General features: G+C 38.6%; 23 protein-coding genes. 15 read left to right on the forward strand and 8 right to left on the reverse strand.

All coding sequences use genetic code 11. The features are described from left to right. The first annotated feature begins 137 nt into the window (after positions 1–137). The 9 genes from atpA (at position 138) to rpmF (ending at position 9108) form a co-directional block, all read left to right on the forward strand. Positions 138–1718, forward strand: a complete 1581-nt coding sequence (gene atpA / locus HMPREF9073_RS07760; RefSeq protein ID WP_009413291.1) for a F0F1 ATP synthase subunit alpha — start codon at positions 138–140, stop codon at positions 1716–1718. 29 nt (positions 1719–1747) lie between these two features. Next, positions 1748–2461: a DUF1266 domain-containing protein gene (locus tag HMPREF9073_RS07765; RefSeq protein ID WP_009413292.1), complete on the forward strand. Its 714-nt coding sequence runs from the start codon at positions 1748–1750 to the stop codon at positions 2459–2461. 97 nt (positions 2462–2558) lie between these two features. Further along, a complete protein-coding gene (gene atpG / locus HMPREF9073_RS07770; RefSeq protein WP_034555672.1) occupies positions 2559–3425 on the forward strand; it encodes an ATP synthase F1 subunit gamma in 867 nt (288 codons plus the stop codon). Between the two features lie 77 nt (positions 3426–3502). Then, positions 3503–4693, forward strand: coding sequence for a pseudouridine synthase (locus HMPREF9073_RS15500; RefSeq protein ID WP_009413294.1), 1191 nt, complete (start codon positions 3503–3505; stop codon positions 4691–4693). Positions 4694–4717: 24 nt separating this feature from the next. After that, positions 4718–5743, forward strand: coding sequence for a Holliday junction branch migration DNA helicase RuvB (ruvB, locus tag HMPREF9073_RS07780; protein WP_009413295.1), 1026 nt, complete (start codon positions 4718–4720; stop codon positions 5741–5743). Positions 5744–5927: 184 nt separating this feature from the next. Next, complete coding sequence (locus HMPREF9073_RS07785; RefSeq protein ID WP_009413296.1) at positions 5928–7478, forward strand: sensor histidine kinase KdpD; 1551 nt, start codon at positions 5928–5930, stop codon at positions 7476–7478. A 45-nt stretch (positions 7479–7523) separates the two neighbouring features. Continuing rightward, a complete protein-coding gene (locus tag HMPREF9073_RS07790) occupies positions 7524–8279 on the forward strand; it encodes a response regulator transcription factor (RefSeq protein WP_009413297.1) in 756 nt (251 codons plus the stop codon). Between the two features lie 90 nt (positions 8280–8369). Beyond that, the gene (locus tag HMPREF9073_RS07795) at positions 8370–8903 is read left to right on the forward strand and encodes a DUF177 domain-containing protein (protein WP_009413298.1); all 534 of its coding nucleotides are present in this window, start codon (positions 8370–8372) and stop codon (positions 8901–8903) included. A 10-nt stretch (positions 8904–8913) separates the two neighbouring features. Continuing rightward, positions 8914–9108 carry a 50S ribosomal protein L32 gene (gene rpmF / locus HMPREF9073_RS07800; RefSeq protein WP_009413299.1) on the forward strand — a complete coding sequence of 65 codons (195 nt, stop codon included), beginning with the start codon at positions 8914–8916 and terminating at the stop codon, positions 9106–9108. A gap of 86 nt (positions 9109–9194) precedes the next feature. Here the strand turns inward: rpmF and HMPREF9073_RS07805 are convergent, their stop codons facing one another. Beyond that, positions 9195–9611: a DUF5606 domain-containing protein gene (locus HMPREF9073_RS07805; protein ID WP_009413300.1), complete on the reverse strand. Its 417-nt coding sequence runs from the start codon at positions 9609–9611 to the stop codon at positions 9195–9197. A gap of 24 nt (positions 9612–9635) precedes the next feature. Then, entirely contained in the window at positions 9636–10217 is a 582-nt protein-coding gene (def, locus tag HMPREF9073_RS07810) for a peptide deformylase (protein WP_009413301.1), read from the reverse strand. A 139-nt stretch (positions 10218–10356) separates the two neighbouring features. On the opposite strand from def, the gene HMPREF9073_RS07815 reads away from it, so the two are divergent. From HMPREF9073_RS07815 to HMPREF9073_RS07825, 3 genes are all read left to right on the forward strand, one after another. Continuing rightward, positions 10357–11064, forward strand: a complete 708-nt coding sequence (locus tag HMPREF9073_RS07815) for a metal-dependent hydrolase (RefSeq protein ID WP_009413302.1) — start codon at positions 10357–10359, stop codon at positions 11062–11064. Between the two features lie 162 nt (positions 11065–11226). Further along, positions 11227–12939 (forward strand): M23 family metallopeptidase, encoded by a 1713-nt coding sequence (locus HMPREF9073_RS07820; RefSeq protein ID WP_009413304.1) that lies wholly within the window; start codon positions 11227–11229, stop codon positions 12937–12939. A 7-nt stretch (positions 12940–12946) separates the two neighbouring features. Continuing rightward, a complete protein-coding gene (locus HMPREF9073_RS07825) occupies positions 12947–13324 on the forward strand; it encodes a RidA family protein (RefSeq protein ID WP_009413305.1) in 378 nt (125 codons plus the stop codon). Positions 13325–13438: 114 nt separating this feature from the next. On the opposite strand, the gene HMPREF9073_RS07830 is transcribed toward HMPREF9073_RS07825, so the two are convergent. From HMPREF9073_RS07830 to HMPREF9073_RS07845, 4 genes are all read right to left on the reverse strand, one after another. Then, positions 13439–15787 carry an outer membrane beta-barrel family protein gene (locus HMPREF9073_RS07830; RefSeq protein WP_009413306.1) on the reverse strand — a complete coding sequence of 783 codons (2349 nt, stop codon included), beginning with the start codon at positions 15785–15787 and terminating at the stop codon, positions 13439–13441. Between the two features lie 287 nt (positions 15788–16074). Beyond that, a complete protein-coding gene (locus HMPREF9073_RS07835; protein ID WP_009413307.1) occupies positions 16075–16374 on the reverse strand; it encodes a hypothetical protein in 300 nt (99 codons plus the stop codon). Next, the gene (locus HMPREF9073_RS07840) at positions 16361–16588 is read right to left on the reverse strand and encodes a hypothetical protein (RefSeq protein ID WP_034555649.1); all 228 of its coding nucleotides are present in this window, start codon (positions 16586–16588) and stop codon (positions 16361–16363) included. The genes HMPREF9073_RS07835 and HMPREF9073_RS07840 overlap by 14 nt, the downstream gene beginning before the upstream one ends. 66 nt (positions 16589–16654) lie before the next feature. Then, complete coding sequence (locus HMPREF9073_RS07845) at positions 16655–17836, reverse strand: aminopeptidase C (RefSeq protein WP_009413309.1); 1182 nt, start codon at positions 17834–17836, stop codon at positions 16655–16657. A gap of 99 nt (positions 17837–17935) precedes the next feature. Between HMPREF9073_RS07845 and HMPREF9073_RS07850 the strand changes: the two genes are divergently transcribed. After that, positions 17936–18580: a hypothetical protein gene (locus HMPREF9073_RS07850; RefSeq protein ID WP_009413311.1), complete on the forward strand. Its 645-nt coding sequence runs from the start codon at positions 17936–17938 to the stop codon at positions 18578–18580. 91 nt (positions 18581–18671) lie between these two features. Here HMPREF9073_RS07850 and HMPREF9073_RS07855 read toward each other — a convergent pair whose 3' ends face one another. After that, positions 18672–19454: a class I SAM-dependent methyltransferase gene (locus tag HMPREF9073_RS07855; RefSeq protein WP_009413312.1), complete on the reverse strand. Its 783-nt coding sequence runs from the start codon at positions 19452–19454 to the stop codon at positions 18672–18674. Between the two features lie 78 nt (positions 19455–19532). Then, positions 19533–20549: a tRNA (adenosine(37)-N6)-threonylcarbamoyltransferase complex transferase subunit TsaD gene (gene tsaD, locus HMPREF9073_RS07860; protein ID WP_009413313.1), complete on the reverse strand. Its 1017-nt coding sequence runs from the start codon at positions 20547–20549 to the stop codon at positions 19533–19535. A gap of 142 nt (positions 20550–20691) precedes the next feature. Here tsaD and sucC point away from each other — a divergent pair, with 142 nt between their 5' ends. Continuing rightward, positions 20692–21885 carry an ADP-forming succinate--CoA ligase subunit beta gene (gene sucC, locus HMPREF9073_RS07865; RefSeq protein WP_009413314.1) on the forward strand — a complete coding sequence of 398 codons (1194 nt, stop codon included), beginning with the start codon at positions 20692–20694 and terminating at the stop codon, positions 21883–21885. Between the two features lie 117 nt (positions 21886–22002). Continuing rightward, the gene (gene ggt / locus HMPREF9073_RS07870) at positions 22003–23709 is read left to right on the forward strand and encodes a gamma-glutamyltransferase (RefSeq protein WP_009413315.1); all 1707 of its coding nucleotides are present in this window, start codon (positions 22003–22005) and stop codon (positions 23707–23709) included. The last annotated feature ends 258 nt before the right edge of the window (positions 23710–23967 follow it).

The raw sequence follows: 23967 nt of genomic DNA on the forward strand, positions 1-23967 counted from the left end.
GTCGCTTTTGAATCGCATCTCCCCCCTTGAGGGAAGTCCGCGAGAGCGGAGTATGTGATAAGGGGGGGGTATTTTAAATCAACAAGTTAATTTAACCCTTGATTAGCATTAAAAACTAAGAAATAAAACCTGAAAAAATGGCAGAAATAAAAGCCGCTGAAATTTCAGCAATTTTAAAAGAACAATTAGCACACTTCGATGCCAATGCTTCTTTAGAAGAAGTAGGAACGGTATTACAAGTGGGAGACGGTATTGCGCGTATCTTCGGACTATCAAATGCGCAATATGGTGAATTAGTAAAATTTGACAACGGACTACAAGGGATTGTCCTCAACCTTGAAGAAGACAACGTAGGGATTACCCTCTTAGGACCGTCAACTGATATTAAAGAAGGTGATACTGTAAAACGCACGGGGCTCATCGCTTCTATCAACGTAGGCGAAGGTATCGTAGGTCGTGTCGTAAACACCTTAGGGCAACCTATTGATGGTAAAGGCCCTATTACGGGCAAACTATACGAAATGCCGTTGGAACGCAAAGCCCCTGGAGTTATCTTCCGTCAGCCTGTAAACGAACCTTTACAAACGGGTATCAAAGCAATCGACGCGATGATTCCTATAGGTCGTGGGCAACGTGAGTTAGTAATTGGCGACCGTCAAACAGGTAAAACTACCGTGTGCATCGATACAATATTGAACCAAAAAGAGTTCTACGATGCAGGCAATCCTGTATATTGTATCTATGTAGCTATTGGTCAGAAAGCTTCAACAGTAGCAGGTATTACAAAAACCTTAGAAGATGCTGGTGCTTTAGCTTATACTACTATCGTGGCGGCTAATGCTTCCGATCCTGCTCCTATGCAGGTATATGCTCCTTTTGCAGGAGCTGCTATTGGCGAGTACTTCCGCGATACAGGTCGCCCTGCGCTTATCATCTACGACGACCTTTCTAAACAAGCGGTGGCTTACCGTGAGGTATCGCTCTTGTTGCGCCGTCCACCCGGACGTGAAGCTTACCCTGGTGACGTCTTCTACTTACACTCTCGTCTGTTAGAGCGCGCTGCCAAAGTGATTGCCGATGATACCATTGCACGCCAAATGAACGACCTCCCCGAAAGCATCGCTCCACTCGTAAAAGGGGGTGGTTCACTCACTGCTTTACCTATTATTGAAACTCAAGCGGGCGACGTATCAGCTTATATCCCTACTAACGTGATTTCTATTACCGACGGACAAATATTCTTGGAATCTGACTTGTTCAACTCTGGAGTACGTCCTGCTATCAATGTGGGTATTTCCGTATCACGTGTTGGGGGATCAGCTCAGATTAAATCTATGAAAAAAGTAGCAGGAACGCTCAAGTTAGACCAAGCGCAGTACCGCGAACTTGAAGCCTTTGCTAAATTTGGTTCTGACCTCGATGCAGCTACTATGGGGGTTATCGAAAAAGGAAAACGCAATGTGGAAATCTTAAAACAACCACAAAACGACCCTTACCCCGTAGAAAATCAGATCGCGATTATTTATGCAGGTTCTAAAAATTTATTGCGCCAAGTACCTGTAAATAAAGTTAAAGAATTCGAAAAAGAATACTTAGAATTCCTCAATGTATCTCATCGTGACATTTTAGATCAGCTCAAAGCTGGCAAACTCACCGATGAGATTACAGCCACTCTTGAAAAAGTAGCCCAAGATTTAAGTGAAAAATACGCAAAATAGTAAATACATCTTTTTAAATATTTATTCTTATGAGTGTTATTATATGGATAATTATTGGAGCTGTCTTTTTGTTTGCGCTACAGATTTATATAAACAAAGCTTACACAAAAAAACATTTGCAAAAACAAATAGGACACATCAATCAAAATCCTTTAACTGAGGAACAGATACGATTGCTCACTTTTGGAGCGATACTAACGTATTACCGTGGCGAAAATCTACTAAACCTAATACCTACTGAAATATTAGAAACATATCAGAAAGGATTACGTCAACAATGGGAAATAATAGATACAGCATCTGCTAAACAAACTATAAGTGACTTATTAGCACAGAAACGTTCATTACAGTTCCGACATCTGCTAACGCAAACCTCACCTGAGCTTAGCAAAATACAGAAACAAATAGCCAATGGTTTGGGAATAGAATTAGCACAAGTAGAGGCAGTAAAATCGGCTTATGCGTGGGATTTGTGTAGAGCAGCTTCTTTGGCTAAATGGTGTTATTGGTGCCAATATATCTCTGAAACTGAAATGTGGAATATATTGCAAAAAGTATCCGATATAGCGAAAGAACAAGGTAAAAATTGGCAAGAATATACCATATCTTTCCTTTTAGGACGTACTATTCAGGGGTTTGATTTGGAAGACCTTATTATTCTAACCTCTCAACTATTTCATAGTAAATCTCCTTCTTTAAGGAAAATAGAAGGAATAGATGTTTATCAAAGGTATTCTTTCTAATTTTGATAGAAACCTTAAAACATATAACTAACAGTTAATGATTAACGGTAAATGGTTAGAGTTTACCTCTTACCTCTTTTACCTCTTACCTAATAAAATGGCAAATTTAAAAGAAATACGAAGCAGAATTTCATCGGTAAGTTCAACAATGCAGATCACAGCAGCGATGAAAATGGTATCGGCAGCCAAACTGAAAAAGGCTCAAGATGCTATTGTAGCGATGAAACCTTATGCTTATAAACTCAAGCAGTTGTTAGAACACCTTAGCGCTGCCTTGGGTGATGAGAATGTTTATAATCCACGCAAAGGAGAAGTAAAAAAAGTACTTTTGGTACCTATCACCTCCAATAGAGGCCTCTGCGGGGCGTTCAATGCCAGCGTGATAAAAAAAGTGTTAGAGTTAGAGCAAACTACCTATAAAGACAAGCAGGTACGACTCTACACCATAGGTAAAAAAGGCAATGATGTGTTGAAAAAATACGATAATATTATAGCTCATAATAGCGAAATTTTCGATAAGCTCACCTTTGCTACAGCTGCTGCTTTGGCTGAAGAACTAATGGAATTGTACACTTCGGGTAAATATGACCAGATAGTATTGGTGTACAACAGTTTTAAAAATGCAGCTACTCAAATTCTTACAGAAGAAACATTTTTGCCTATACAACCCATTACTACTTCTAAAACAAATAACAAAAAACTAAATACCGATTATATCTATGAGCCTTCTAAACAAGAAATTGTAGAAAAACTCATTCCACGTTCGCTAAAAACACAATTGTTTAAAGCCTTACGCGACTCTGTAGCAGCAGAACACGGCGCACGTATGACGGCTATGCACAAAGCTACCGACAATGCTCAAGACCTCAAAAACGAACTCATCCTCACCTACAACAAAGCTCGTCAGGCTACCATCACTGGTGAGATTATCGAAATCGTTGGAGGGTCTGAAGCCTTAGCTTAAAATCTGTAGGGACGAATAGCAATTCGCCCTTAATAGAATGGCAATTTGCCTTAAATAATAGAGAGATTTAATTTTATATGGAAAACAAAAAATTTAACAACAACTACAAGAAGAATAGCTATTCCTCTAATGGGAATTCAGAGAAAAAGTTTTACAATTCTTCTTACAACAGCGGTAACAATCGCAACAACAGCAATAGTTCATTCAAAAAGAAAACTTACGGACAGAACGAAGGACGTAGTTACAACAATAATAACGGTAACCGCTATAACAATAACAATGGTAACCGTTATGACAATAATGGTGGCAATCGCTATGATAATTATAACAATAACAACGGTTATAATTTCGAAAACAAAAAACCTTACAACCCTAACTTCAAAAAGAACGACGGGTATAGCAAGCCTAACAACTACAACCGTAATGAAAATTATAACCGCAATGAAGGTTACAACCGAAACGACAACTACAAAAAACCTTTCAACAAAAAACCTTATAACAACAACGCTTATAAACCTTATAACCAAGCTCCTATTGATTACCCCGCTGCCGATCCAATCGAAGTGCGCTTGAACAAATTCATCGCCGATGCAGGCATCTGTTCACGTCGCAATGCCGATATGTATATTTCTGCAGGTAATGTAACGGTAAATGGTGAAGTGATGACAACCCTTGGCTACCGCGTAAAACCTACCGATGAAGTTCGTTTTGATGGTAAACTCCTTTCTTCTGAAAAGAAAGAATACATCTTGCTCAACAAACCCAAAGGTTTTATCACCACTACCAACGACGAAAAAGGCCGTAAAACAGTAATGGATTTGGTCGCAAATGCTACTAATGTACGCATCTTACCTGTAGGCCGTTTAGACAGAGCTACTACAGGTTTGTTATTGCTTACCAATGATGGTGAGCTCACCAAAAAACTCACTCATCCCACTCACGGTGTACGCAAAATATACCACGTAATCCTCGACCGCAAACTCGACTACAAAGATTTTATCAAGATACAAGATGGCTTGGAGTTAGAAGACGGTTTCATTGAGGTAGACGAAATCAGCTATGTAAACGATAAACCTAAAAATGAAATCGGTATTAAAATCCATAGCGGTCGCAATCGTATTGTACGCCGTATTTTTGAACACTTGGGCTATCAAGTAGAAAAACTCGACCGCGTAGTGTTTGCCGGACTCACTAAAAAAGATTTACCTCGTGGTCATTGGCGTCGCCTCACTCAGCAAGAAGTAATCAATCTTCGCAATATGAAGTGATGCTATCTTCTAAATCCTAAAAGCTTGAATAAAAACTTAGATCCAAATAAAGAAAATTATTCGGCGCAAGAACTCGATATAGAAAGAGCCTTGCGCCCTTTGTCGTTTGATGATTTTGCGGGGCAAGAAGCAGTTTTAGAAAACCTAAAAGTATTCGTAAAAGCTGCTAATATGCGCCACGAAGCTCTCGATCATACCCTTTTTCACGGGCCTCCAGGACTTGGAAAAACTACCCTCGCTCATATTTTGGCTAACGAATTGGGGGTAGGTATCAAAATTACTTCAGGTCCCGTGCTTGATAAACCTGGAGATTTAGCTGGATTACTCACTAATTTGCAAGAGCGCGATGTACTTTTCATCGACGAGATACACCGCTTGAGTCCGGTAGTCGAAGAGTATCTTTACTCAGCTATGGAAGACTACAAGATTGATATAATGATAGAATCAGGCCCCAACGCTCGCACCGTGCAAATCAACCTCAATCCCTTTACACTTATAGGAGCAACCACCCGTTCAGGTTTACTTACAGCTCCTATGCGTGCACGTTTTGGTATTCAAAGCCGATTGCAATATTATTCTACTGAACTTTTAGCTGATATCGTTCAGCGTAGTGCTTCTATTCTCAAAGTCCCAATTTCTATGGAAGCTGCTATCGAATTAGCAAGCAGAAGTAGAGGTACCCCGCGTATTGCTAATGCCCTTTTACGTCGTATTCGCGACTTCGCGCAAATAAAAGGCAATGGTAAAATAGATATCGCTATTACCCGCTTTGGGCTCAAAGCCCTCAATGTAGATGCACACGGATTAGACGAGATGGACAACAAAATCCTCTCTACCCTCATCGATAAATTTAAAGGAGGCCCCGTAGGAATCACCACTTTAGCAACTGCCGTGTCCGAAAGTGCCGAAACTATTGAAGAGGTCTATGAACCTTTCCTAATTCAAGAAGGTTTTATTGTACGTACCCCTCGCGGTAGAGAAGTAACCGAGTTAGCTTACAAACACTTAGGAAAAGTTCATCCCGCAAAACAAGGAACACTTTTCGACTGAAAAAACAATATACAATTAACAAAAAATTCCTTAAAGTAACACTGCACTTTAAGGAATTTTTTTTATAGTTATAAAAGGCATTTCCGTTCTATTTACTCAAATTCGAAAAACTATTTTGTTCTATGACTAAAGTTTTTTTAAGACTTATTATTGTTTTTTTAATATTTTGTATTAACTTTGCGCGATGAATAGACGTTTATACATAATAGCTCTAATACTTACAAGCTTATCACTTGTAGGAATTATCTTTATTCAAGGGTATTGGATTAAGATGGCGATCGACGATAAAGAAGAAGCTTTTACTTATTCTATTCAGCAGGTTCTCAATAATGTAGCAAGGCAAATAGAGCAAGATGAAGTAGATAAATACGTAGCTCAAATCATCTTTTTAAGAGAAAACGATAGTACCCTTAAGCTTAAAGACCCTCTCTTGCATGACTTTGTTTATATACAAAATTACAAAGACAACAAGGAAAATTTTGCTTATAACCACGGTGTTTTAGATGAAGATTATGAACTACCTATAACAACAACTACTCCTCATTCGTTTAACAATCATTACTTAGACTACAATCCAAAAATACAAAAATTAGACACCAATCCATATTTGGTAAATGCCTATGAAAAATTGAGCAATTTACCTAAAATAGAACGTTTGATGATTGAAGAATCTTTCAAAAACATCATCCGTCAACAATCCATAAGCGAACGCGTATCAATTATTCAAATACAAAAACTCATCCAACAACGATTGGAAAAAAGAGGACTCAAATTGCACTTTGAGTTCGCTATATACAATAAAAACGTACTCTCAAAAGTACATTCTAAATACTTTGAACCCAATGAGACCAGAGAGTACAGAACATTGCTCTTTGGCGCCAATAGCAACGACGATTCTCTCTATGAATTAGCTGTAGTATTCCCTCAACGAGAACGCTTTGTTTTATCGTCAATTATAGGTATCGCAAGCCTCTCTACTGTTTTTATGCTCATTATTATAGCGGTGTTTATCATTACACTAAACCAACTGATTACCCAACGCCGCATTTCAGAAATAAAAACAGACTTTATCAACAATATGACTCACGAGTTCAAAACACCTATCGCTACAATGAACTTAGTACTCGATACGCTCAAGAGCCCTATTGCATTAAACGACCCCGACAAGGTAATGCATTACGTGAAAATCCTCAAACAAGAGAACAAACGAATGCTCGCACAAGTTGAAAATATCTTGCAAATATCCCGCCTCGAAAAAGGCAATTTGCAATTAGAACGTGAACCTTTAGACGTACACGACCTTATCACAAATGCTATTAGCCACGTACAAGTGATGCTCAACGAACGTAATGGATTGATACGCACTCACTTTTTGGCAGATAATAGTGACATATCAGCTAATGAATCTCACCTTACCAATGTATTTGTAAATGTAATTGAAAACGCTATCAAATATTCACCAGAAGCTCCTGTAATAGATATCTATACAGAAAACATCAAAAATAGAATCCTTATCTGCATTAAGGACAAAGGTCAAGGAATGAGTAAACAAGCCGCTAAATACATTTTCGATAAATTCTATAGAGAACACACTGGCGACTTACACAACGTAAAAGGGCACGGTTTAGGACTTGCTTATGTAAAAAGTATCGTAGAATACCATCAAGGAAGTATTTATGTAGAAAGCGAAAAAGGAAAAGGCTCTACTTTCTTTATTAAGCTACCTGTAATATAAGTGCTTTAAAATAAGCTCAAAAAATAACTAAAAACAAATAAAAAAATGAATATGAACGGAAACTATTACTCTGCCAAACCCTCCTCTGAAGATAAACGTATCCTCTTAGTGGAAGACGACCCTAACTTTGGTACAGTACTCAAAGACTACTTAGTAATGAGCGGTTTCGATGTTACATTAGCCAAAAATGGTATGGAAGGCTTTGAGCTTTTCAAAAAAGAACTCTTTGATATGTGCATCCTCGACGTGATGATGCCTTACAAAGATGGATTTACGCTCGCAAGAGAAATCCGTGAGAAAAATGAAAAAATCCCCATCATTTTCCTTACAGCTCGTACTATGCGTGAAGATGTAATCAAAGGATACAAATCTGGCGGCGACGACTACCTCAACAAACCTTTTGATTCCGAAATTCTCTTGATGAAAATACGCTCAATGTTACAACGTAAAAACATTGAGACTATGGTCGATAACAATAAGTTTGAGTTTGAAATAGGCAATTTCTTCCTCAATACTAAATTGCGTATTCTTAAATACAAGGACGAAGAACCTATGAAACTCTCCCCTAAAGAGAATGAACTATTGCGCCTCCTCGCTCTACATACCGACGATTTTATGTCACGAGAACTCGCCCTTTCTAAAATATGGAAAGACGACAACTATTTCACATCTCGCAGTATGGACGTATATATTGCTAAACTGAGAAAATTACTCAAAAAAGATGAAAAAGTAGAAATTCTAAACATCCACGGTGAAGGTTTTAGATTGGTTGCCAACAAAGATGCTGACGGCTTTATTTAGGAACTTTTTTACTTTTTTTTTGGTAGTTCACCGAAAATTCTTACCTTTGCGCCTCAAAAGGTAGGCAATCAATTGCTGAACTTATAGATAATGAGAAAGTTAAAAGATTACACCATTTCTTTTGCTGGCTTAAAACAAGGAAAACATCAGTTTATTTATACCATTGATAGAAAGTTTTTAGAACTTTTTAGTTTTGATGAAATAAACGATACTCAACAAACTATCACTGTAGATTTAGAAAAAAAAAGCAACCTTATGGAGTTGCACTTCCACAATAGTGGAACAGTGAATGTAAATTGTGATGTTTCTAATGAACCTTTCAATCTACCTGTATCTGGTGAATTGTTCTTAGTAGTAAAATTCGGTGAAGAATATAATGATGACGACGAAGAGCTACTGATACTCCCTCACGGCGAACATCAAATAGAGATAGCACAATACCTCTATGAGCTCATCGTATTATCAATTCCAGCAAAACGTGTACACCCCGATGTACTCAATGGTTCAATGCACTCCGAAATTTTAGATAAACTTGAAGCATTAGCCCCAAAAGAAAACCATATAGCCCCCGAAGCTATAGACCCACGATGGGAAAGTTTAAAAAAATTAATAACTGATAAATAAATATTAAGCAATGGCACATCCTAAGCGAAGACAATCAAAAACAAGAAGAGATAAGAGAAGAACTCACGACGTAGCAGTACTTCCACAAATTGCAAAAGACCCTACAACAGGCGAAAACCACTTGTACCACCGTGCTCACTGGCATGAAGGTAAACTTTACTACCGTGGACAAGTGCTTATCGATAACACTGAAAAAGCTGAATAATCAGTAAGTAGAAGATGAACTCTCATACAAAAATGAAGTTTAAATAAAAAATAGGCTGTAAGATTAATCCTCACAGCCTATTTTTTTTATGCTTCTTCTTTAGTAGTTGTAGAAGGTTCTTCTTCTAAAAATCCTTTGTTGAGCAGAAGATTATACCATTGTATTACTTTCTTAATATCACTCGCATATACACGGTCGCGATCGTAGTTAGGAAGTACTTTGGCAAAATAAGATTCTAAAGTAGCCCCATCCGATTTTGCTGATATACTTGCTTCTTTGCCTCCTTCTAAAGTTTTCATACTTTCAAACACTTCACTTAAAGGCACTTCCTTTTCCATAGTGTAAATAGCTATTTCTGATAACAAGCTCACATTATTGCGAATCCCTACCGAAATGCGTTTATCATCGGCTAAAGAAGTAGCTAAAAATCCTGAACGCGTTTGCGTTTCTAAATGATACAAACCTGGTTTCCCCGATATGGCAAGTATTTTTGTTAAATTCATTTTTATATTTTTAATATTGATTATTTACTTAGCATTTAAAAATTTCATTCTGTAATCTACCTTCACCTTTCCTTTCATAATATTGTTCAGCTTGCTTTTGATAAGCTGTTTTTTAAAAGCCGAAAGTTTATCTGTAAACAATATGCCTTCTATATGGTCGTACTCGTGCTGAACAATACGCGCTGCCAAACCATCAAGAGTCAGCGTTTGAGGCTTGAAATCCTCGTCAAGGTATTCAATAGTGATTTGCTTGTAGCGGTTCACGTCTTCACGCACCCCTGGAATACTGAGGCAACCCTCATTGAAATTCCATTTATCACCTGTTTCTTCAGTGATTTTGGCATTGATAAAAGTCTTTTGGAAGGTTTTCAAAAACGCTTGTTCTTCAGGGGTTAAGTCGTCATCCTCAGCAAACGGAGAGGCATCAACTACAAACAAACGTATAGCAAGCCCTACTTGTGGGGCAGCTAAGCCTACACCATAAGCGTGACGCATAGTGTCGTACATATTGGCGATAAGCGCTTTAAGCTCGGGGTAATCAGGAGTAATATCCTCCCCTACTTTCCTGAGCACTGGGTCGCCGTATCCTATAATAGGTAAAACCATTGTGATATTTTTTTATTTTGCGGGGGCAAAGATAAGAATAATTTGCTAATTAGCCAATTCGGCCAATTATTAAATTATTTTGCACTTTAAAAATAATTCACTATCTTTGCCTTATTGATAACCTATAAAAAAATTCATTATGAAAGTAACTTATTTAGGTCACGCTTGCGTGAATATAAACATTGATGGGACTCACTTTCTTGTAGACCCTTTTATTAGCCCTAACCCTTTGGCTTCACACATTGATATAAACTCTATCAAAGCAGATGACATCCTCATCACTCACGCCCACGGCGACCACATTGCCGATGTAGAAGCTATTGCCAAACGCACAGGTGCTCAACTGATTACCAATCCCGAAATTCTCGCTCACTACGAAAAATTAGGGCTTAGCGGTCACGCTATGAACCTCGGTGGCTCTCACCGATTTGTAGATGGCAAAGTGAAAATCAAGATGATTAAAGCTGAACATTCTTCATCTTTCCCCGATGGTTCTTATGGAGGCAATCCTGCTGGTTTTTTGATTGATTACAACGATGATACTATCTACATTTCAGGAGATACCGCCTTGCACTACGATATGAAAATTATCCCCCACCAATACAAGGTAAATCTGGCAATTTTCCCTATCGGTAACAACTATACTATGGGGGTACGCGATGCTCTTACAGCGGCTCGCTTTGTAGAAGTAGGCAATGTGTTGGGCGTGCATTACGACACCTTCCCTGTAATCAAAATTGATAAAGAAGCTGCTAAACGCAAATTCAAAGACGACCATCGTCGCCTTCACCTCTTAGAAATAGGGGCTTCTTTAGATTTAAAAGATTTAAATATTAGTACCTTGTAGGTATTAGGTGTCAAATAATAACTATTAAACTTTGTTGAAATTTAGAGATTTCAACAAAGTTTTTTTGTACATTTTACAAATTGACGAATCGACAAATTGGCTAATTGACAAATTATTCTTACTTTTGCGCCGTTTTATATGCAAAACTTTTATTAGCAAAGAATGAAAAAACTTATCACTTATCACTTAACTATCCTCTTATCTCTTATTTCTTACTCCTTACCTCTTACCTTAAAAGGTCAAGAATTTAAACCTATCATTCCTCTGAATACTAAACCTTTACTCGCAGGTACTTTTGCCGAATTGCGCCCTAATCACTTCCACGGCGGTATCGATCTAAAAACTGAAGGTCGCGAGGGGTTACAAGTTTTGGCTGCCGATAAAGGCTATATTTCTCGTATCAAAGTAAGTCCGTATGGCTATGGTAAAATGCTGTATATCACCCATCCCAGCGGCTATGTAACCACTTATGGACACTTGCAAAAATACGCTCCCGAAGTAGAAGCTTTCGTAAAACAAAAACAATATGCACAACAAACTTACGACATTGATATTATCCTCGACGAAAAACAATTTCCTGTATCACAAGGTGATTGGGTAGCCCTTAGTGGCAACACAGGGGGTAGCCAAGGACCTCACTTACACTTTGAGGTGCGCGATACCAGCGACAATGGCTGGAATCCACTACTCTTTGGCTTTAAAGACCTCATTGAAGATACTACTCCTCCCGAAATCATACACCTCTATGGTTATTCACTCGGCAAAGATGCTCAAATAGAAAGCACTCAACTCCCCCGACAAATCAATAAAACTTTACAAGCCGATCACACTTACCTCGCCGATAATATCAGTGCTATTGGTACTATTGGGTTTGGCATTCAAGGTTTCGACCGCCAAAATGAAACAATGCACCGAAATGGCATCTACAAAGTAACTCTCCTGCTCAACGGAGAGGTGCAGTTCCAAACTGTTTTAAACAAGGTGAATTACAACGATACTCGCTACCTCAACGCTCTGATAGACTACGAGATGTATACTCAAAAAAGAGGTATGGTACAACGCCTTTACAAACTGCCTAACAACCGTTTAGACGTCTACCCTATCCCTCCTACCAAAAGCAATTTTGGGTATCTTACCATAGAAGAAGGTAAACAATACACTGCTACTATTATAGCCGAAGATTTCAAAGGGAATACTACTACAATAAATATCCCTATAGAGGGCAAACGCGAAATACTAAAAACACCTCGACCAGAACCTAAAGGCAACAAACAGGTGGTAGCTACTCGCGATAACTACTATGAATTAGAACACGGTAGTGTTTATTTACCTGAAAATACCCTTTATGAGGATGTGCAAATGCTCATCACCAGCAAAAAAGATTCTATTACCGTAGGTGATTACCGCATTCCTGCTCAGAAATACTTTACTGTAACCATCAAAGACGATAGTTATACCCCCGAAGAAGCCAGCAAAATGTTCCTTTCGCGTGGCGGTAGTTACGAGCCTACAATTTATAAAGATGGTATATTTACAGCCCGTGTGCGCAATTTTGGCACTTTCACCTTGCGCAAAGATGTAACTGCTCCCACTCTCAAAGCAGTGAATTTCAAAAATGGTGGCATTGTAAAAGCTGATACTCTCAAAATTTTAGTAAGCGATAATTTCAGTGGCTTTTCCTCTTGTTCAGCGACCCTCAATGGCGAATGGATACTTTTTGAATACGAACCCAAAAACAAATGCCTTACTTTTCATTTTAGTGATATCGATACTACTAAAACTGATAAATACGAGCTTATCGTAAATGCCAAAGATAAAGTAGGCAACGTAGGAACTCTAAAAGCAAACTTTACCAAACTAACGACTAATAACTAATAGCTATATGAAACATATCATTTTTACAGAAAAAGCGCCAGCGCCCATTGGTCCTTACACACAAGCGGTAAAAGCTGGCAACACGCTCTACGTATCAGGACAAATACCTGTGAATCCTGCAACGGGTGAAGTAGTAAAAGGCATAGAAGCTGCTACCGAGCAAGTAATGGAAAACCTCAAAGCTATCCTCACCGAGGCAGGAGCTACTTTTGAGAATGTAGTAAAAACCACTATTTTCTTAGCCGATATGGGGCAATTTGCGCAAGTAAATGGCGTATATGCACGCTATTTCAACGAGGCAACAGCACCCGCACGCGAAACTGTGCAAGTAGCACAATTGCCTAAAGCTGTAGAAGTAGAAATTTCTTGCATTGCTGTATTGTAGTAATGCCGTGTAGAAACAAAAAAAAGCTGTATAGCAAAATACTATACAGCTTTTTTTATGATCAATTTGATAAAAAAACTATATCACAAATTGATGTTTTAGATTTTCATAGTATTACTTCAATAGCCTGTTTTTCTCGTCTTCTACCCCTGTGTTTCTTATATTATCATTCACTTCTTTACCTTTAGCAAAATCATAGCTAATACCTATACCAAACTGACGACTGTTAATGGTTGAATATAATGTGTTATAAATGCCATTAAAATCATATTCACTTTTAGAACGAGAGGTCTTCAATATATCAGTTACAAAGGCTTTTAACCTAAATGAGCTTGAAAAAGGAATCATTAGGCTAAAGTTGAGCTGGTGATTGTAATAGTTTTTGGTATACAAACTCTTATTGGTTGAGGTATATTGGTAAGTAAGAGAAGCTTCGATATCTTTGGGGAGGTAAAAGCGCTGTGAGGTGTAAAATTCGGCATATAAGGAGTTGAAAGCATTCCCTAAATACTTGAAGTTAAAATACCCCCCTGTGAATTTCGCATTGCACTCCCACCAATCGGTGAACTTAGTAAAACGGGATAGGAACAAATACACATCGTTTTTATAACCTACATTCTCGGGACGAGTAGTTATTACGCCAGCAATAGCGGTAGGAATGTTAAGCACATTTTTTTCGGAATAGCGGTAAGCCACAGCCATATCTACTTTTTTCCACCTATAACCCGATTGCAACGTATATCCTTCTATGGGACTTAAATCTTTATTACCTATATAGGCATCGGTAGGAGAACTTTTGATATAGGTAGGGTTAAACAGACTGTAATTCACCCTGCTGAACCATCGGCGAGCAGAAAAGAAGAAGGTTTCTTTGCCGAGCTTGGTAGTATAGAGGGCATTGAGTGACCATTGTGTGTTGTCGTTATGGAAATTATCTAAGTGATTGTTAAACGTATTGTAATTATATTCAGAACGTAAGCCTACTGAGAACTTTGATTTTTGAGTAAGAGGAAAGACGTAATTGGCAAAAGTGGCAAAGATGTGTTCTTTGAAGGAGAAATCATTAGAAAGAGTAGTGTTTTTTAACTTCTGGGTAGGCAAAATATCAAAATAAGCAAACTCATCTTGATTGTCTACCAATGAATAACGCAATCCAAGTACTAAGTTCTGCTTTTCTGAAGGGTATTTAGAGGTAAAAAACTTACTCCAAGTAGTTTTGAAAGCGTAAACATCGCTGTAAGAGTATGAATCTTGCTCAGTATTTTCTTCGGTAGTTACTGTGCGGTAATAAATATCTTTTTCAGTAAGAGGACTTTCATACTTTTTCTTAACCAAGTCTAAGGCTATTTTGATATTTGAACCTAAGGAGTCAGTAGTATGGTCGAAGTTCAGTGAGAAAGAGTGGTCATTAGATATGGCGTCCCATTTTCTGTGCGTAGTAAAATGATGGTTGAACACATTGTTATTATACACATTAGCTAATATGTTGTATTCATTATCAGCATCGGCATCATAATTATAGATATACAGAAAGCTAAGAGTCGATTTTTTATTGAAATAGTAATCTGCTCCTAATGTTATCCCGTTTGCTTTTCGTTTTAACTGTCTATCGGAAGTACTTTGATAAAGTATATTACTATTTTTCAAGAGAGATTGCTCCTCTGTATTGCTAAAGGTGTGATGTCGTTCGTGGTATAGGTTAGTAAAAAGACGATATTTATCAGTAGAATAAAACAGGTTTACATCATCGTTATAGCCTAATTTTTGTTTGTACAGAAAGTTGTGACTTAACGAGCCTACCCAGCCGTATTTTGCAATAGTCGTTATTTTTATGATACCCACTTTTGAGCTATCGATACTGGCATCAATTTTATCAACTACTTCAATACTTTTAATACTCTTGACGGGTATTTTATCTAAGAAAGACGCTATTTTATCTTTATCGATGTGTAATTCCTTACCGTCGAGCATTATTAAAATATCGTCATTGCCATAGATTTTCAAGCCATTAGTAGTGGAGATGCTGGGAGCATACTCTAAAATATCGGTCACCGCAGAACGATAGGCGAGCCGTGTGCCCGTTACTTCAATAAGTGAGCCCGTTTGAGTAGGGATGACAGGATTTTTCCGACCAGTAACGGTTACTTCTTTAAGGTTTTCTACTTTCTCGGTAATCACAATATTGCCTAATGCGATATTCTTATCTACCATTAGCTCTTGCTGAAAAGGCTCATAGAAAATAGAAACCACATTTAGCTGGTATTGCCCTGCTGAAAGGTTTTCAAAAGAAAAAGTACCCTTTTCATCTGAAGCAGTTGTTTGTAATACCTTGTCTTGTGAGAGCAATTTAACAGTACAATTAGCTACTATTTGGTTATTACTAATTAAAATCCCTGTAACACGATATTGTGAAAATATGTATAAGGGAAAGCATAATACTAAGAATAAAATACTCCTTTTCATTATTATTTCATCATTTCTTATTTTACATAAGCACTTAAAAAAAGCGTGAGCACATTCCCTATTACTTTCTCATAGAAGCCCGACTAAAGGCACACTGCAAAAGTAAAAAGAAATGCCCACGCTATAGTGCAGGCATTTCCACTTTTAGTTTCCCCATAACATTAAAAAATGGTCGTTTTCTATGACAGGAAATTGTAAAGTGAAACGCTAATTTATGTCTCTATGTAAGTATTTTTTCTGTTTCTTTCAAATAGTGTTTAAATGTTTCTTAAAGAAGAAGAAAAAAATTATATTCTTCTCAAAATATCTTGGTAGTCCTCTCTTAGATTGTGTATACCTATCACAAAAACAGTATTTGTTTTCACAGTATAGAATATTCCAAAATGAAATCTTGGAGTAGTTGATAATCTAATCTCACCTTCTACTATTCGATTTATATAAGGTAATGTTTTTAACCTTTTCAAATATTCATCTATCTCGTCAAAAACTTCAAAACCGAGTCCTTCTCTTTTATCATTATACCAATCAATGACTTTCAGCCATTCTTTATTAGCTAATGAAGAGAGTATTACTTCATATTCTTCCATATTTTTCGTAAGCCAATCTTCTGGCTTCATCTAAAGAGATTCCGGTTTCTGGAGATAATTCCCATTCTCTTAAACGATCGTGCAACTCATTTTTGTAACTATCAGAAATTGTGTACTCCTGATTCTCTACTATTTCAAAATTGAGTCGTTCAAGAGCTATTCTTGCATCATTTAGAGTAACTCCTTTAGGAGGTTTAATAGTGAGTGTTTCCATAAACATTTTGTATTTAAAGACAAAAGTATAAAATAATTGCCAATCAGCAATTTTGCATTATTAATACTACTTTTTCCACTCTTTGAGGATATCGTTAGGCACTCCGCCTTTGTGAAGCATAATGGCAGTTGTTTTGAACTCTACAAAGGCTTTAGTTACATACAAGTAGCCTTCATAGTCGTTGCGCAAGCCCCAAGAGTTTTTCACGATGTAGTACTCACGTCCGTTTTGGTCTTTGGCAAGCCCTACGATGTGCATTGCGTGGTCATCGGTAGTTTGATAGTTGTCAAAATCACGCTGACGCATCTCGGGGGTGATGGTTCTCTCGGCAGTAGGAGGGTTAGAAAAAAGATACAAGGCTTCCTCGTTACTCATCTCACTCACTTCTTTTTCAGGCACAAAAGCCACTCCATTTTTCCAACTGAAATAACGCTCACTCACATCGGCTGCCCACGCTACAGTATAACCTTTTTTAAGAGCGTTGTCAATGATTTTTGTAAGGTCGGTCATTGCAATATTGTAAGCATAATCAAAGCTCCAGTTATCGGGTACTGCCATAAACACGTTTTGGTATTTAGGTTGGTCGGCATACGATACCATTTCTATATAGTCGGCAGGATTGATACCTACGCGCTCTTTAGCAAAGCTCTGAGGAGTATATTTTTTGCCTTCATACATAAAACTTTCGGGTACTGCACCTAAATAGGCATCGATGGTCGCTGTGAAAGCAGGTAACCAATTAGGAGTGAGTTTATTCTTTTTCTCTCCGTTCTTTAGCATTCCTTGAAGAAATCCTTTCAAGATAGCGTGCAGTTCACCAAAATCATTACGAGTAGTACCGTAGTTCAAACCTGTATAAATATTTTGAGGTACAGCACCATATTTGGCGTACATATTGATTACATCGTGGAGTTCACCTCCTTGTCCGTAATCTAAATTGCCGTGCATACGCACATATTGTTTAGCTTTTTCGATATAGCAATTGCGAGCAGTGAAGATTTCGGCAAGGTCGATAGGCTTTTTGCCCATACGTTTCATTTCACTTTCTATAAACGAAGCCCCTGCATAGCTCCAGCAAGTGCCGCTGCTACCTTGGTCTTTCACGTCGGTGCGTTCGAGGTTGATAACGGTAGTAAACTTAAAACCAGCGTTTTCTGAGTGGTTACCAGCTACCGATTTGATAAGGTCGTCCTGTGCAGTTCCTATAAAAAAGGAAGATAGCGCTACAAATAATGTAATATTTTTCATAAAAGAATACTTAATAATGAAGCGCAAAGGTATGAAAGAATTAGCAGAATAGCAAATTTGGCATAGTTATCGCTATAAAAAAGTAAATGCTCAAACATTATGAAATATTTATGCTTGTACATATCACTTTTATTAGGATGCTTAGCTGCTCAGGCTCAACCTTTTGAAATACAAAAGAAAGATAATAAGGTTGTCATTCCGTTAGAGAAATCACCTGAGTTAGAGTATAAGGGAACGCCTATCAATCTGCGGGTAGCTCCTAAAAAAGAGAATAATCCTTGGATGAAGATGCCTGAAAAAAACATTGATTTTACGGGGAAGAGTAATTTAGTACAGCGCAAAGTAGAGTTCAAACCTAATTATGAGGTGCTCAACGACCATAAGCGAGAAGATTATGAAGCACCCAAAGGCGATCAATTCTTTGGCGACTTCACCAATAATGGAAAGTTTGTAAATGTATATTGTCGCGACTTCGCTGCTATTGATGGCGATCGAGTGAGTTTATATGTGAATGGAGTAGAAGAAGTTCGCGACATTTTTCTCCTTGGAGAATTCAGAGGTTTTAAAGTAGAATTGAAACCTGGCTTCAACAAAGTAGAGTTTTTAGCGCTCAACCAAGGAGAATCGGGGCCTAATACTGCCGAGTTTATGGTGCTAGACGACAAAGGCAACACCATTATACGCAACCGTTGGGATTTAGCAACAGGCTCAAAAGCACGACTCGTAATTGTAAAAGACCAATAAAAGAGAAGAATTATTTTTATTTGTTACTTTTTTTAGCTCATATTTTTATAGGAGATTTCCTATAAAGATATGAGCTTTTTTGTAAAATCGTTTAAAGGGGTTTTTGAACAACAATAGCAATAGCATCTAAGTTCTTTTGGTGTTTTCTAAAGGTTTTCTTCATATTCATCACGCGTTTGCGCAAATCGGGGTGGGTGAAGAGATTAAAGAAGAATTTAAGCGTGCGGAATATCCCTTCATCTTGCCATACACGCTTGTTTTCAAGTAGGAGCATTGCGTTGTGCTGTTCTTTCACCACCTTAAAACCTTGCTCTTCAAAAAGAGCTTTCCACTCACTGGGGGTCATTGGGCGTGCGTGTACACGTATATTAGCACTTAGTTCTTTAAAAACATCGTTTTTCACCTCATCACTCACATTGTCTGGCTGTAAGCCTAATTCGTGAATAGCGTAATAACCTCCTGGTTTGAGTATCCTAAAAGCCTCTGCAATAATAGCTTTTTTGTGTTCAAGAGGTTGCATAGTGAGCATTGCCTCTCCATACACTTTATTAGCAAAAGCATCGGGAAGTGTAGAAGCAGCGGCATCAGCTACAATCACACGTGCATTTTCATAGTGAATATTCTTTTTAGCCAAAGCTGCGGCTGCCTCATTCATATCTACTCCCGTATAGCTGAAAGGCTTATAAGAACAAGCTATATTAGCCGTGAATCCTAAGCCTGGGGCAAACTCTACAATATCATCTTTGGAGGTAATCTCTAAGTTTTTTACTAACCATTCGCTGAGTACTCTTCCTCCTGGGCGTAACACTTTCTTGCCGAGCTTGGCGAGAATCCAGTGCCCTTGTTTTTCATTTAATGATGTTTCTGTCTTCATCGTTTTAATGGTTTTTATAATTTAGGAGACAAAAGTACGAATTTATTTTGAATGTTTCAAAATAAATTAACAAATCTGCTAATTAAAAGAAAGTCGCGCTTGGGCAGTTACTTCTTGTGCTACAAAATTTCCTTCCAAAAACTTGTGATAACCTACGATACCTATCATCGCTGCATTATCGGTACAATACTGAAATTTAGGCACAAAGGTTTGCCAACCGTATTGCTGTCCTAAAGCTGTGAGCGCATTGCGAATACCCGAATTAGCCGATACTCCTCCCCCAATAGCCACTTGCTTGATACCTGTTTCTTTTACAGCTTTTTTGAGTTTGCTCATCAGTATTTCTACAATCGTGTGTTGTACTGAAGCGCAAATATCAGCTAAATGTTCAGTTATGAAATTAGGATTTTCTTCAGTGTTTTTCTGTATAAAGTAGAGAATACCTGTTTTAAGTCCTGAAAAACTGAAGTTTAGGAAAGATATTTTAGGTTTAGAAAAACTGAAGGCTTTAGGGTTGCCCTCTTGGGCGTATTTATCAATGAGAGGTCCTCCAGGGTAAGGCAGTCCTAATATTTTAGCGGTCTTGTCGAACGCCTCCCCTACTGCATCGTCAAGGGTTTCGCCCAACACCTCCATATCAAAAAAGCTGTTCACCTTCACAATTTGGGTATGTCCTCCGCTGATAGTCATCGCGAGAAAAGGGAACTCGGGTTTCGGCTGACCCTCCTCTATAAAATGTGCTAAAATATGTGCCTGCATGTGGTTCACTTCAATGAGTGGGATATTTAGTCCCATTGCCAGCGATTTTGCAAATGAAGTCCCCACGAGCAACGACCCCATTAATCCTGGCCCTCTGGTAAAGGCAATAGCCGAGAGCTCTTCTTTGGTTATTCCTGCTTTTTTGAGCGCTTGAGCCACTACGGGCACTATATTTTGCAAGTGAGCGCGTGAAGCCAATTCGGGCACTACCCCGCCGTATTGTTTATGCACCTCTTGATTTGCCACCTCATTAGAAAGCACTTTATCATTGCAAAGCACTGAAGCTGAAGTATCATCGCAAGAAGATTCTATAGCTAATATATAGGTATTTTTCATTCTTTTTCAGTTTAGAGCGCAAAAGTAAGGATTATTTGCTAATTAGCAAATTAGCATTTTTTAGAAGTATTATTAATTATTTTTTTTGCTAATTAATAAATTGTTTCGTATCTTTGCCGAATAGTTACCAAATCAATCTCGTATGAACTTACACGAATACCAAGGAAAGGAAATCCTTTCGAGTTTTGGGGTGCGCGTACAACGTGGCATCGTTGCTCACACCCCCACTGAAGCCGTAGAGGCTGCCAAACAACTCACCGAAGCCACTAATACTCAGTGGTATGTGGTAAAAGCACAAGTGCACGCCGGAGGGCGCGGTAAAGGCGGCGGCATTAAGTTAGCCAAAGGTTTAGACCAAGTAGAACCTATCGCTTCTCAAATTATAGGTATGCAACTCGTTACCCCTCAAACACCACCTTCAGGAAAAAAAGTACATCAAGTACTCATCGCGGAAGATGTATATTACCCTGGTGAAAGCGATCCTAAAGAGTTCTATATGTCGGTACTATTAAACCGTGCCAAAGGTAAAAATATGATTATGTATTCTACCGAAGGCGGAATGGATATTGAGGCAGTAGCCGAAAAAACACCTCATCTTATCTTCACCGAAGAAATCGACCCTACCGTAGGGCTCTTGCCTTTTCAAGCTCGCCAGATAGCTTTCAACTTAGGAGTTACTGGTGACGCTCAAAAAGAAATGGTAAAGTTCGTAACAGCACTCTACAATGCTTATGTATCTTCTGATGCTAGCTTGTTTGAAATCAACCCTGTTCTAAAAACTTCTGATAATAAAATAATGGCAGTAGATGCCAAAGTAACTCTTGATGACAATGCGCTTTTCCGTCACCCTGAGTATGCAGCTTATCGCGATACACGTGAAGAAAACCCAATAGAAGTAGAAGCTAAAGCAGTAGGGCTCAACTATGTCGCTCTCGATGGTAACGTGGGCTGTATGGTAAATGGTGCCGGACTCGCAATGGCTACGATGGATTTGATCAAACAAGCGGGTGGTTCACCTGCTAACTTCCTTGATGTAGGAGGTACCGCCGATGCTAAACGCGTAGAAGCTGCTTTCCGCATTATCCTCAAAGACCCTAATGTAAAGGCTATCCTCATCAATATTTTTGGTGGTATTGTGCGTTGCGACCGCGTAGCACAAGGCGTGGTAGATGCCTATCAAAATATGGGCGATGCTATCAAAGTGCCTATCATTGTACGTTTGCAAGGTACGAATGCCGAGCTTGCTAAAGAAATATTAGACAATTCAGGCTTAGCCGTTCACTCAGCAATCCTCTTCCAAGAAGCTGCCGATAAAGTAAAAGCGGTACTTGCTTAGAATTTAGATAACAAGTGTCAGATTTGTATCCAAAGCTTTGTCAAAGTCCAAGGACTTTGACAAAGCCTATTATGATAATTCTGACGCTTTTTTCTCATCTCTAAAAACAGAAAACTTATGCTCAAAAAAATCTTCTCTATACTAACGGCAATTGCTTTATTGGTGAGTTGCCGCAATACTCCTACTGAAAAACAATCTTCTCCCGAAAAAGGGGTAGTAGCCGCACACGCTATGGTAGTGAGTGCCAAAGAAGAAGCCTCTCAAATAGGTCTTGCTACCCTCAAAAAAGGAGGCAATGCTTTCGATGCGATGGTGGCTACCGAACTTGCCTTAGCAGTAGCTTACCCCAATGCAGGTAACATAGGGGGTGGAGGCTTTATGGTATACCGTTTAGCTAATGGTGAAAAAGGAGCTTTAGATTACCGCGAAAAAGCACCTGCTAAAGCGCATCGCGATATGTATTTAGACAAAGATGGCAACGTAATTGCCAATAAGAGTACTCTGGGTGCTTTGGCTGTAGGTGTACCTGGCACTATTGCAGGACTCTTCGCTGTACATCAAAAGTTTGGCTCTCTCCCTTTTGCCGAACTCATCCAGCCTGCTATCGACTTGGCGCGCAATGGGGTGATCATCACCAAACTGCAGGCTGATTCTTATATGAATAAAAATGTAGAGCTCATCAAGCAAGTGAATAACTATGTTACTCCTTTTGAAAATGGTTGGAAAGCAGGTGAGCGCTTTAAATATGAAGAGTTTGCTAAAACCTTAGAGCGTATACGCGATAATGGTAGAGCTGAATTCTACGAAGGTGAAACTGCCAAACGTATTGTTGCCTACGTGCAAGAACTCGGTGGTATCCTCTCCTTAGACGACCTCAAAAACTACGAACCTCAATGGCGTACGCCTGTTACTTTTACTTATAAAAAATATACTGTCAACTCTATGCCATTGCCTTCAAGTGGAGGAATTTGCTTGGCACAGATTCTTAAAAGTGTAGAACCTTATAATATAGGTCAGTATCCTCATAACGGCGAGCAATACATTCAGTTATTAGTAGAAGCCGAACGCCGTGCTTATGCCGATAGGGCTTACTATATGGGCGACCCCGACTTTGTGAAAGTCCCTACCGAAATACTTCTCTCTCCCGATTATCTCAAAGAACGTATGAGTAGTTTTTCGTGGGATAAAGCGAGCAAATCTTCTGAAATAGCACACGGAAAAATTGCAGGTTACGAAAGTGATGAAACGACTCATTACTCCATTGTAGACCGTTTTGGCAATGCCGTAGCGGTTACTACTACCCTCAACACCAATTATGGTAGTAAGGTATATGTGAAAGGAGGCGGTTTCTTCCTCAACAACCAAATGGACGATTTTAGCATCAAACCTGGTGAACCAAACACTTATGGTTTAGTAGGTTCTGAAAAAAATGCCATTGCTCCTAACAAACGTATGCTTAGTTCTATGAGCCCCACCATTATAGAAAAAGGAGGCAAGCTCTTTATGGTGATAGGCACCCCTGGCGGTTCAACGATTATCACCTCGGTATTACAATGTTTTCTCAACGTAGCCGAATACGGTATGACGATGCAAGAATCGGTGAGTAAACCGCGTTTCCACCACCAATGGCTACCCGATGATGTGATGTATGAGCCCAACGGATTTGCTCCCGAAGTCATTGCCAAACTCAAAGCTAAAGGCTATAAACCTCGTGAAGAAAACTTTGTTATCATTGGTAAAGTAGATGCTATTTTAGTACAGCCCGATGGTAGTTTAGAAGGTGGTGCCGACCCTCGTGGTGATGATACTGCCGTAGGGTATTAGTAGTTAACAATTAGTGGTTGTATTAAAAAAAAATACTTAAAATTTTTGGTAGTTCAGAAAAAATCACTAACTTTGCCCCCGAATTTAACACATAACACATAATATGACTTTCACAAGTAAAAATATGATGATGCTTTGTTCTATGGTTTCCCCATAGGAAGGCATCGTTGTTTCTTTACTTTACCCTATATAAAAAGGAATGCAATGATGTTACATTGCATTCCTTTTTTATTTCCCCTTAGTAATAACCTTTTTAAA

The sequence above is a fragment of the Capnocytophaga sp. oral taxon 326 str. F0382 genome, assembly GCF_000318295.1.
Taxonomy (GTDB): Bacteria; Bacteroidota; Bacteroidia; order Flavobacteriales; family Flavobacteriaceae; genus Capnocytophaga; species Capnocytophaga periodontitidis.

Excerpts from the sequence above, each read along its gene's own strand:
- atpA (WP_009413291.1), top strand. The coding sequence starts at position 138 with ATGGCAGAAATAAAAGCCGCTGAAATTTCAGCAATTTTAAAAGAACAA.
- HMPREF9073_RS07765 (WP_009413292.1), top strand. The coding sequence starts at position 1,748 with ATGAGTGTTATTATATGGATAATTATTGGAGCTGTCTTTTTGTTTGCG.
- atpG (WP_034555672.1), top strand. The coding sequence starts at position 2,559 with ATGGCAAATTTAAAAGAAATACGAAGCAGAATTTCATCGGTAAGTTCA.
- HMPREF9073_RS15500 (WP_009413294.1), top strand. The coding sequence starts at position 3,503 with ATGGAAAACAAAAAATTTAACAACAACTACAAGAAGAATAGCTATTCC.
- HMPREF9073_RS07785 (WP_009413296.1), top strand. The coding sequence starts at position 5,928 with ATGAATAGACGTTTATACATAATAGCTCTAATACTTACAAGCTTATCA.
- HMPREF9073_RS07790 (WP_009413297.1), top strand. The coding sequence starts at position 7,524 with ATGAATATGAACGGAAACTATTACTCTGCCAAACCCTCCTCTGAAGAT.
- HMPREF9073_RS07795 (WP_009413298.1), top strand. The coding sequence starts at position 8,370 with ATGAGAAAGTTAAAAGATTACACCATTTCTTTTGCTGGCTTAAAACAA.
- rpmF (WP_009413299.1), top strand. The coding sequence starts at position 8,914 with ATGGCACATCCTAAGCGAAGACAATCAAAAACAAGAAGAGATAAGAGA.
- HMPREF9073_RS07805 (WP_009413300.1), bottom strand. The coding sequence starts at position 9,611 with ATGAATTTAACAAAAATACTTGCCATATCGGGGAAACCAGGTTTGTAT.
- def (WP_009413301.1), bottom strand. The coding sequence starts at position 10,217 with ATGGTTTTACCTATTATAGGATACGGCGACCCAGTGCTCAGGAAAGTA.
- HMPREF9073_RS07815 (WP_009413302.1), top strand. The coding sequence starts at position 10,357 with ATGAAAGTAACTTATTTAGGTCACGCTTGCGTGAATATAAACATTGAT.
- HMPREF9073_RS07820 (WP_009413304.1), top strand. The coding sequence starts at position 11,227 with ATGAAAAAACTTATCACTTATCACTTAACTATCCTCTTATCTCTTATT.
- HMPREF9073_RS07825 (WP_009413305.1), top strand. The coding sequence starts at position 12,947 with ATGAAACATATCATTTTTACAGAAAAAGCGCCAGCGCCCATTGGTCCT.
- HMPREF9073_RS07830 (WP_009413306.1), bottom strand. The coding sequence starts at position 15,787 with ATGAAAAGGAGTATTTTATTCTTAGTATTATGCTTTCCCTTATACATA.
- HMPREF9073_RS07835 (WP_009413307.1), bottom strand. The coding sequence starts at position 16,374 with ATGGAAGAATATGAAGTAATACTCTCTTCATTAGCTAATAAAGAATGG.
- HMPREF9073_RS07840 (WP_034555649.1), bottom strand. The coding sequence starts at position 16,588 with ATGGAAACACTCACTATTAAACCTCCTAAAGGAGTTACTCTAAATGAT.
- HMPREF9073_RS07845 (WP_009413309.1), bottom strand. The coding sequence starts at position 17,836 with ATGAAAAATATTACATTATTTGTAGCGCTATCTTCCTTTTTTATAGGA.
- HMPREF9073_RS07850 (WP_009413311.1), top strand. The coding sequence starts at position 17,936 with ATGAAATATTTATGCTTGTACATATCACTTTTATTAGGATGCTTAGCT.
- HMPREF9073_RS07855 (WP_009413312.1), bottom strand. The coding sequence starts at position 19,454 with ATGAAGACAGAAACATCATTAAATGAAAAACAAGGGCACTGGATTCTC.
- tsaD (WP_009413313.1), bottom strand. The coding sequence starts at position 20,549 with ATGAAAAATACCTATATATTAGCTATAGAATCTTCTTGCGATGATACT.
- sucC (WP_009413314.1), top strand. The coding sequence starts at position 20,692 with ATGAACTTACACGAATACCAAGGAAAGGAAATCCTTTCGAGTTTTGGG.
- ggt (WP_009413315.1), top strand. The coding sequence starts at position 22,003 with ATGCTCAAAAAAATCTTCTCTATACTAACGGCAATTGCTTTATTGGTG.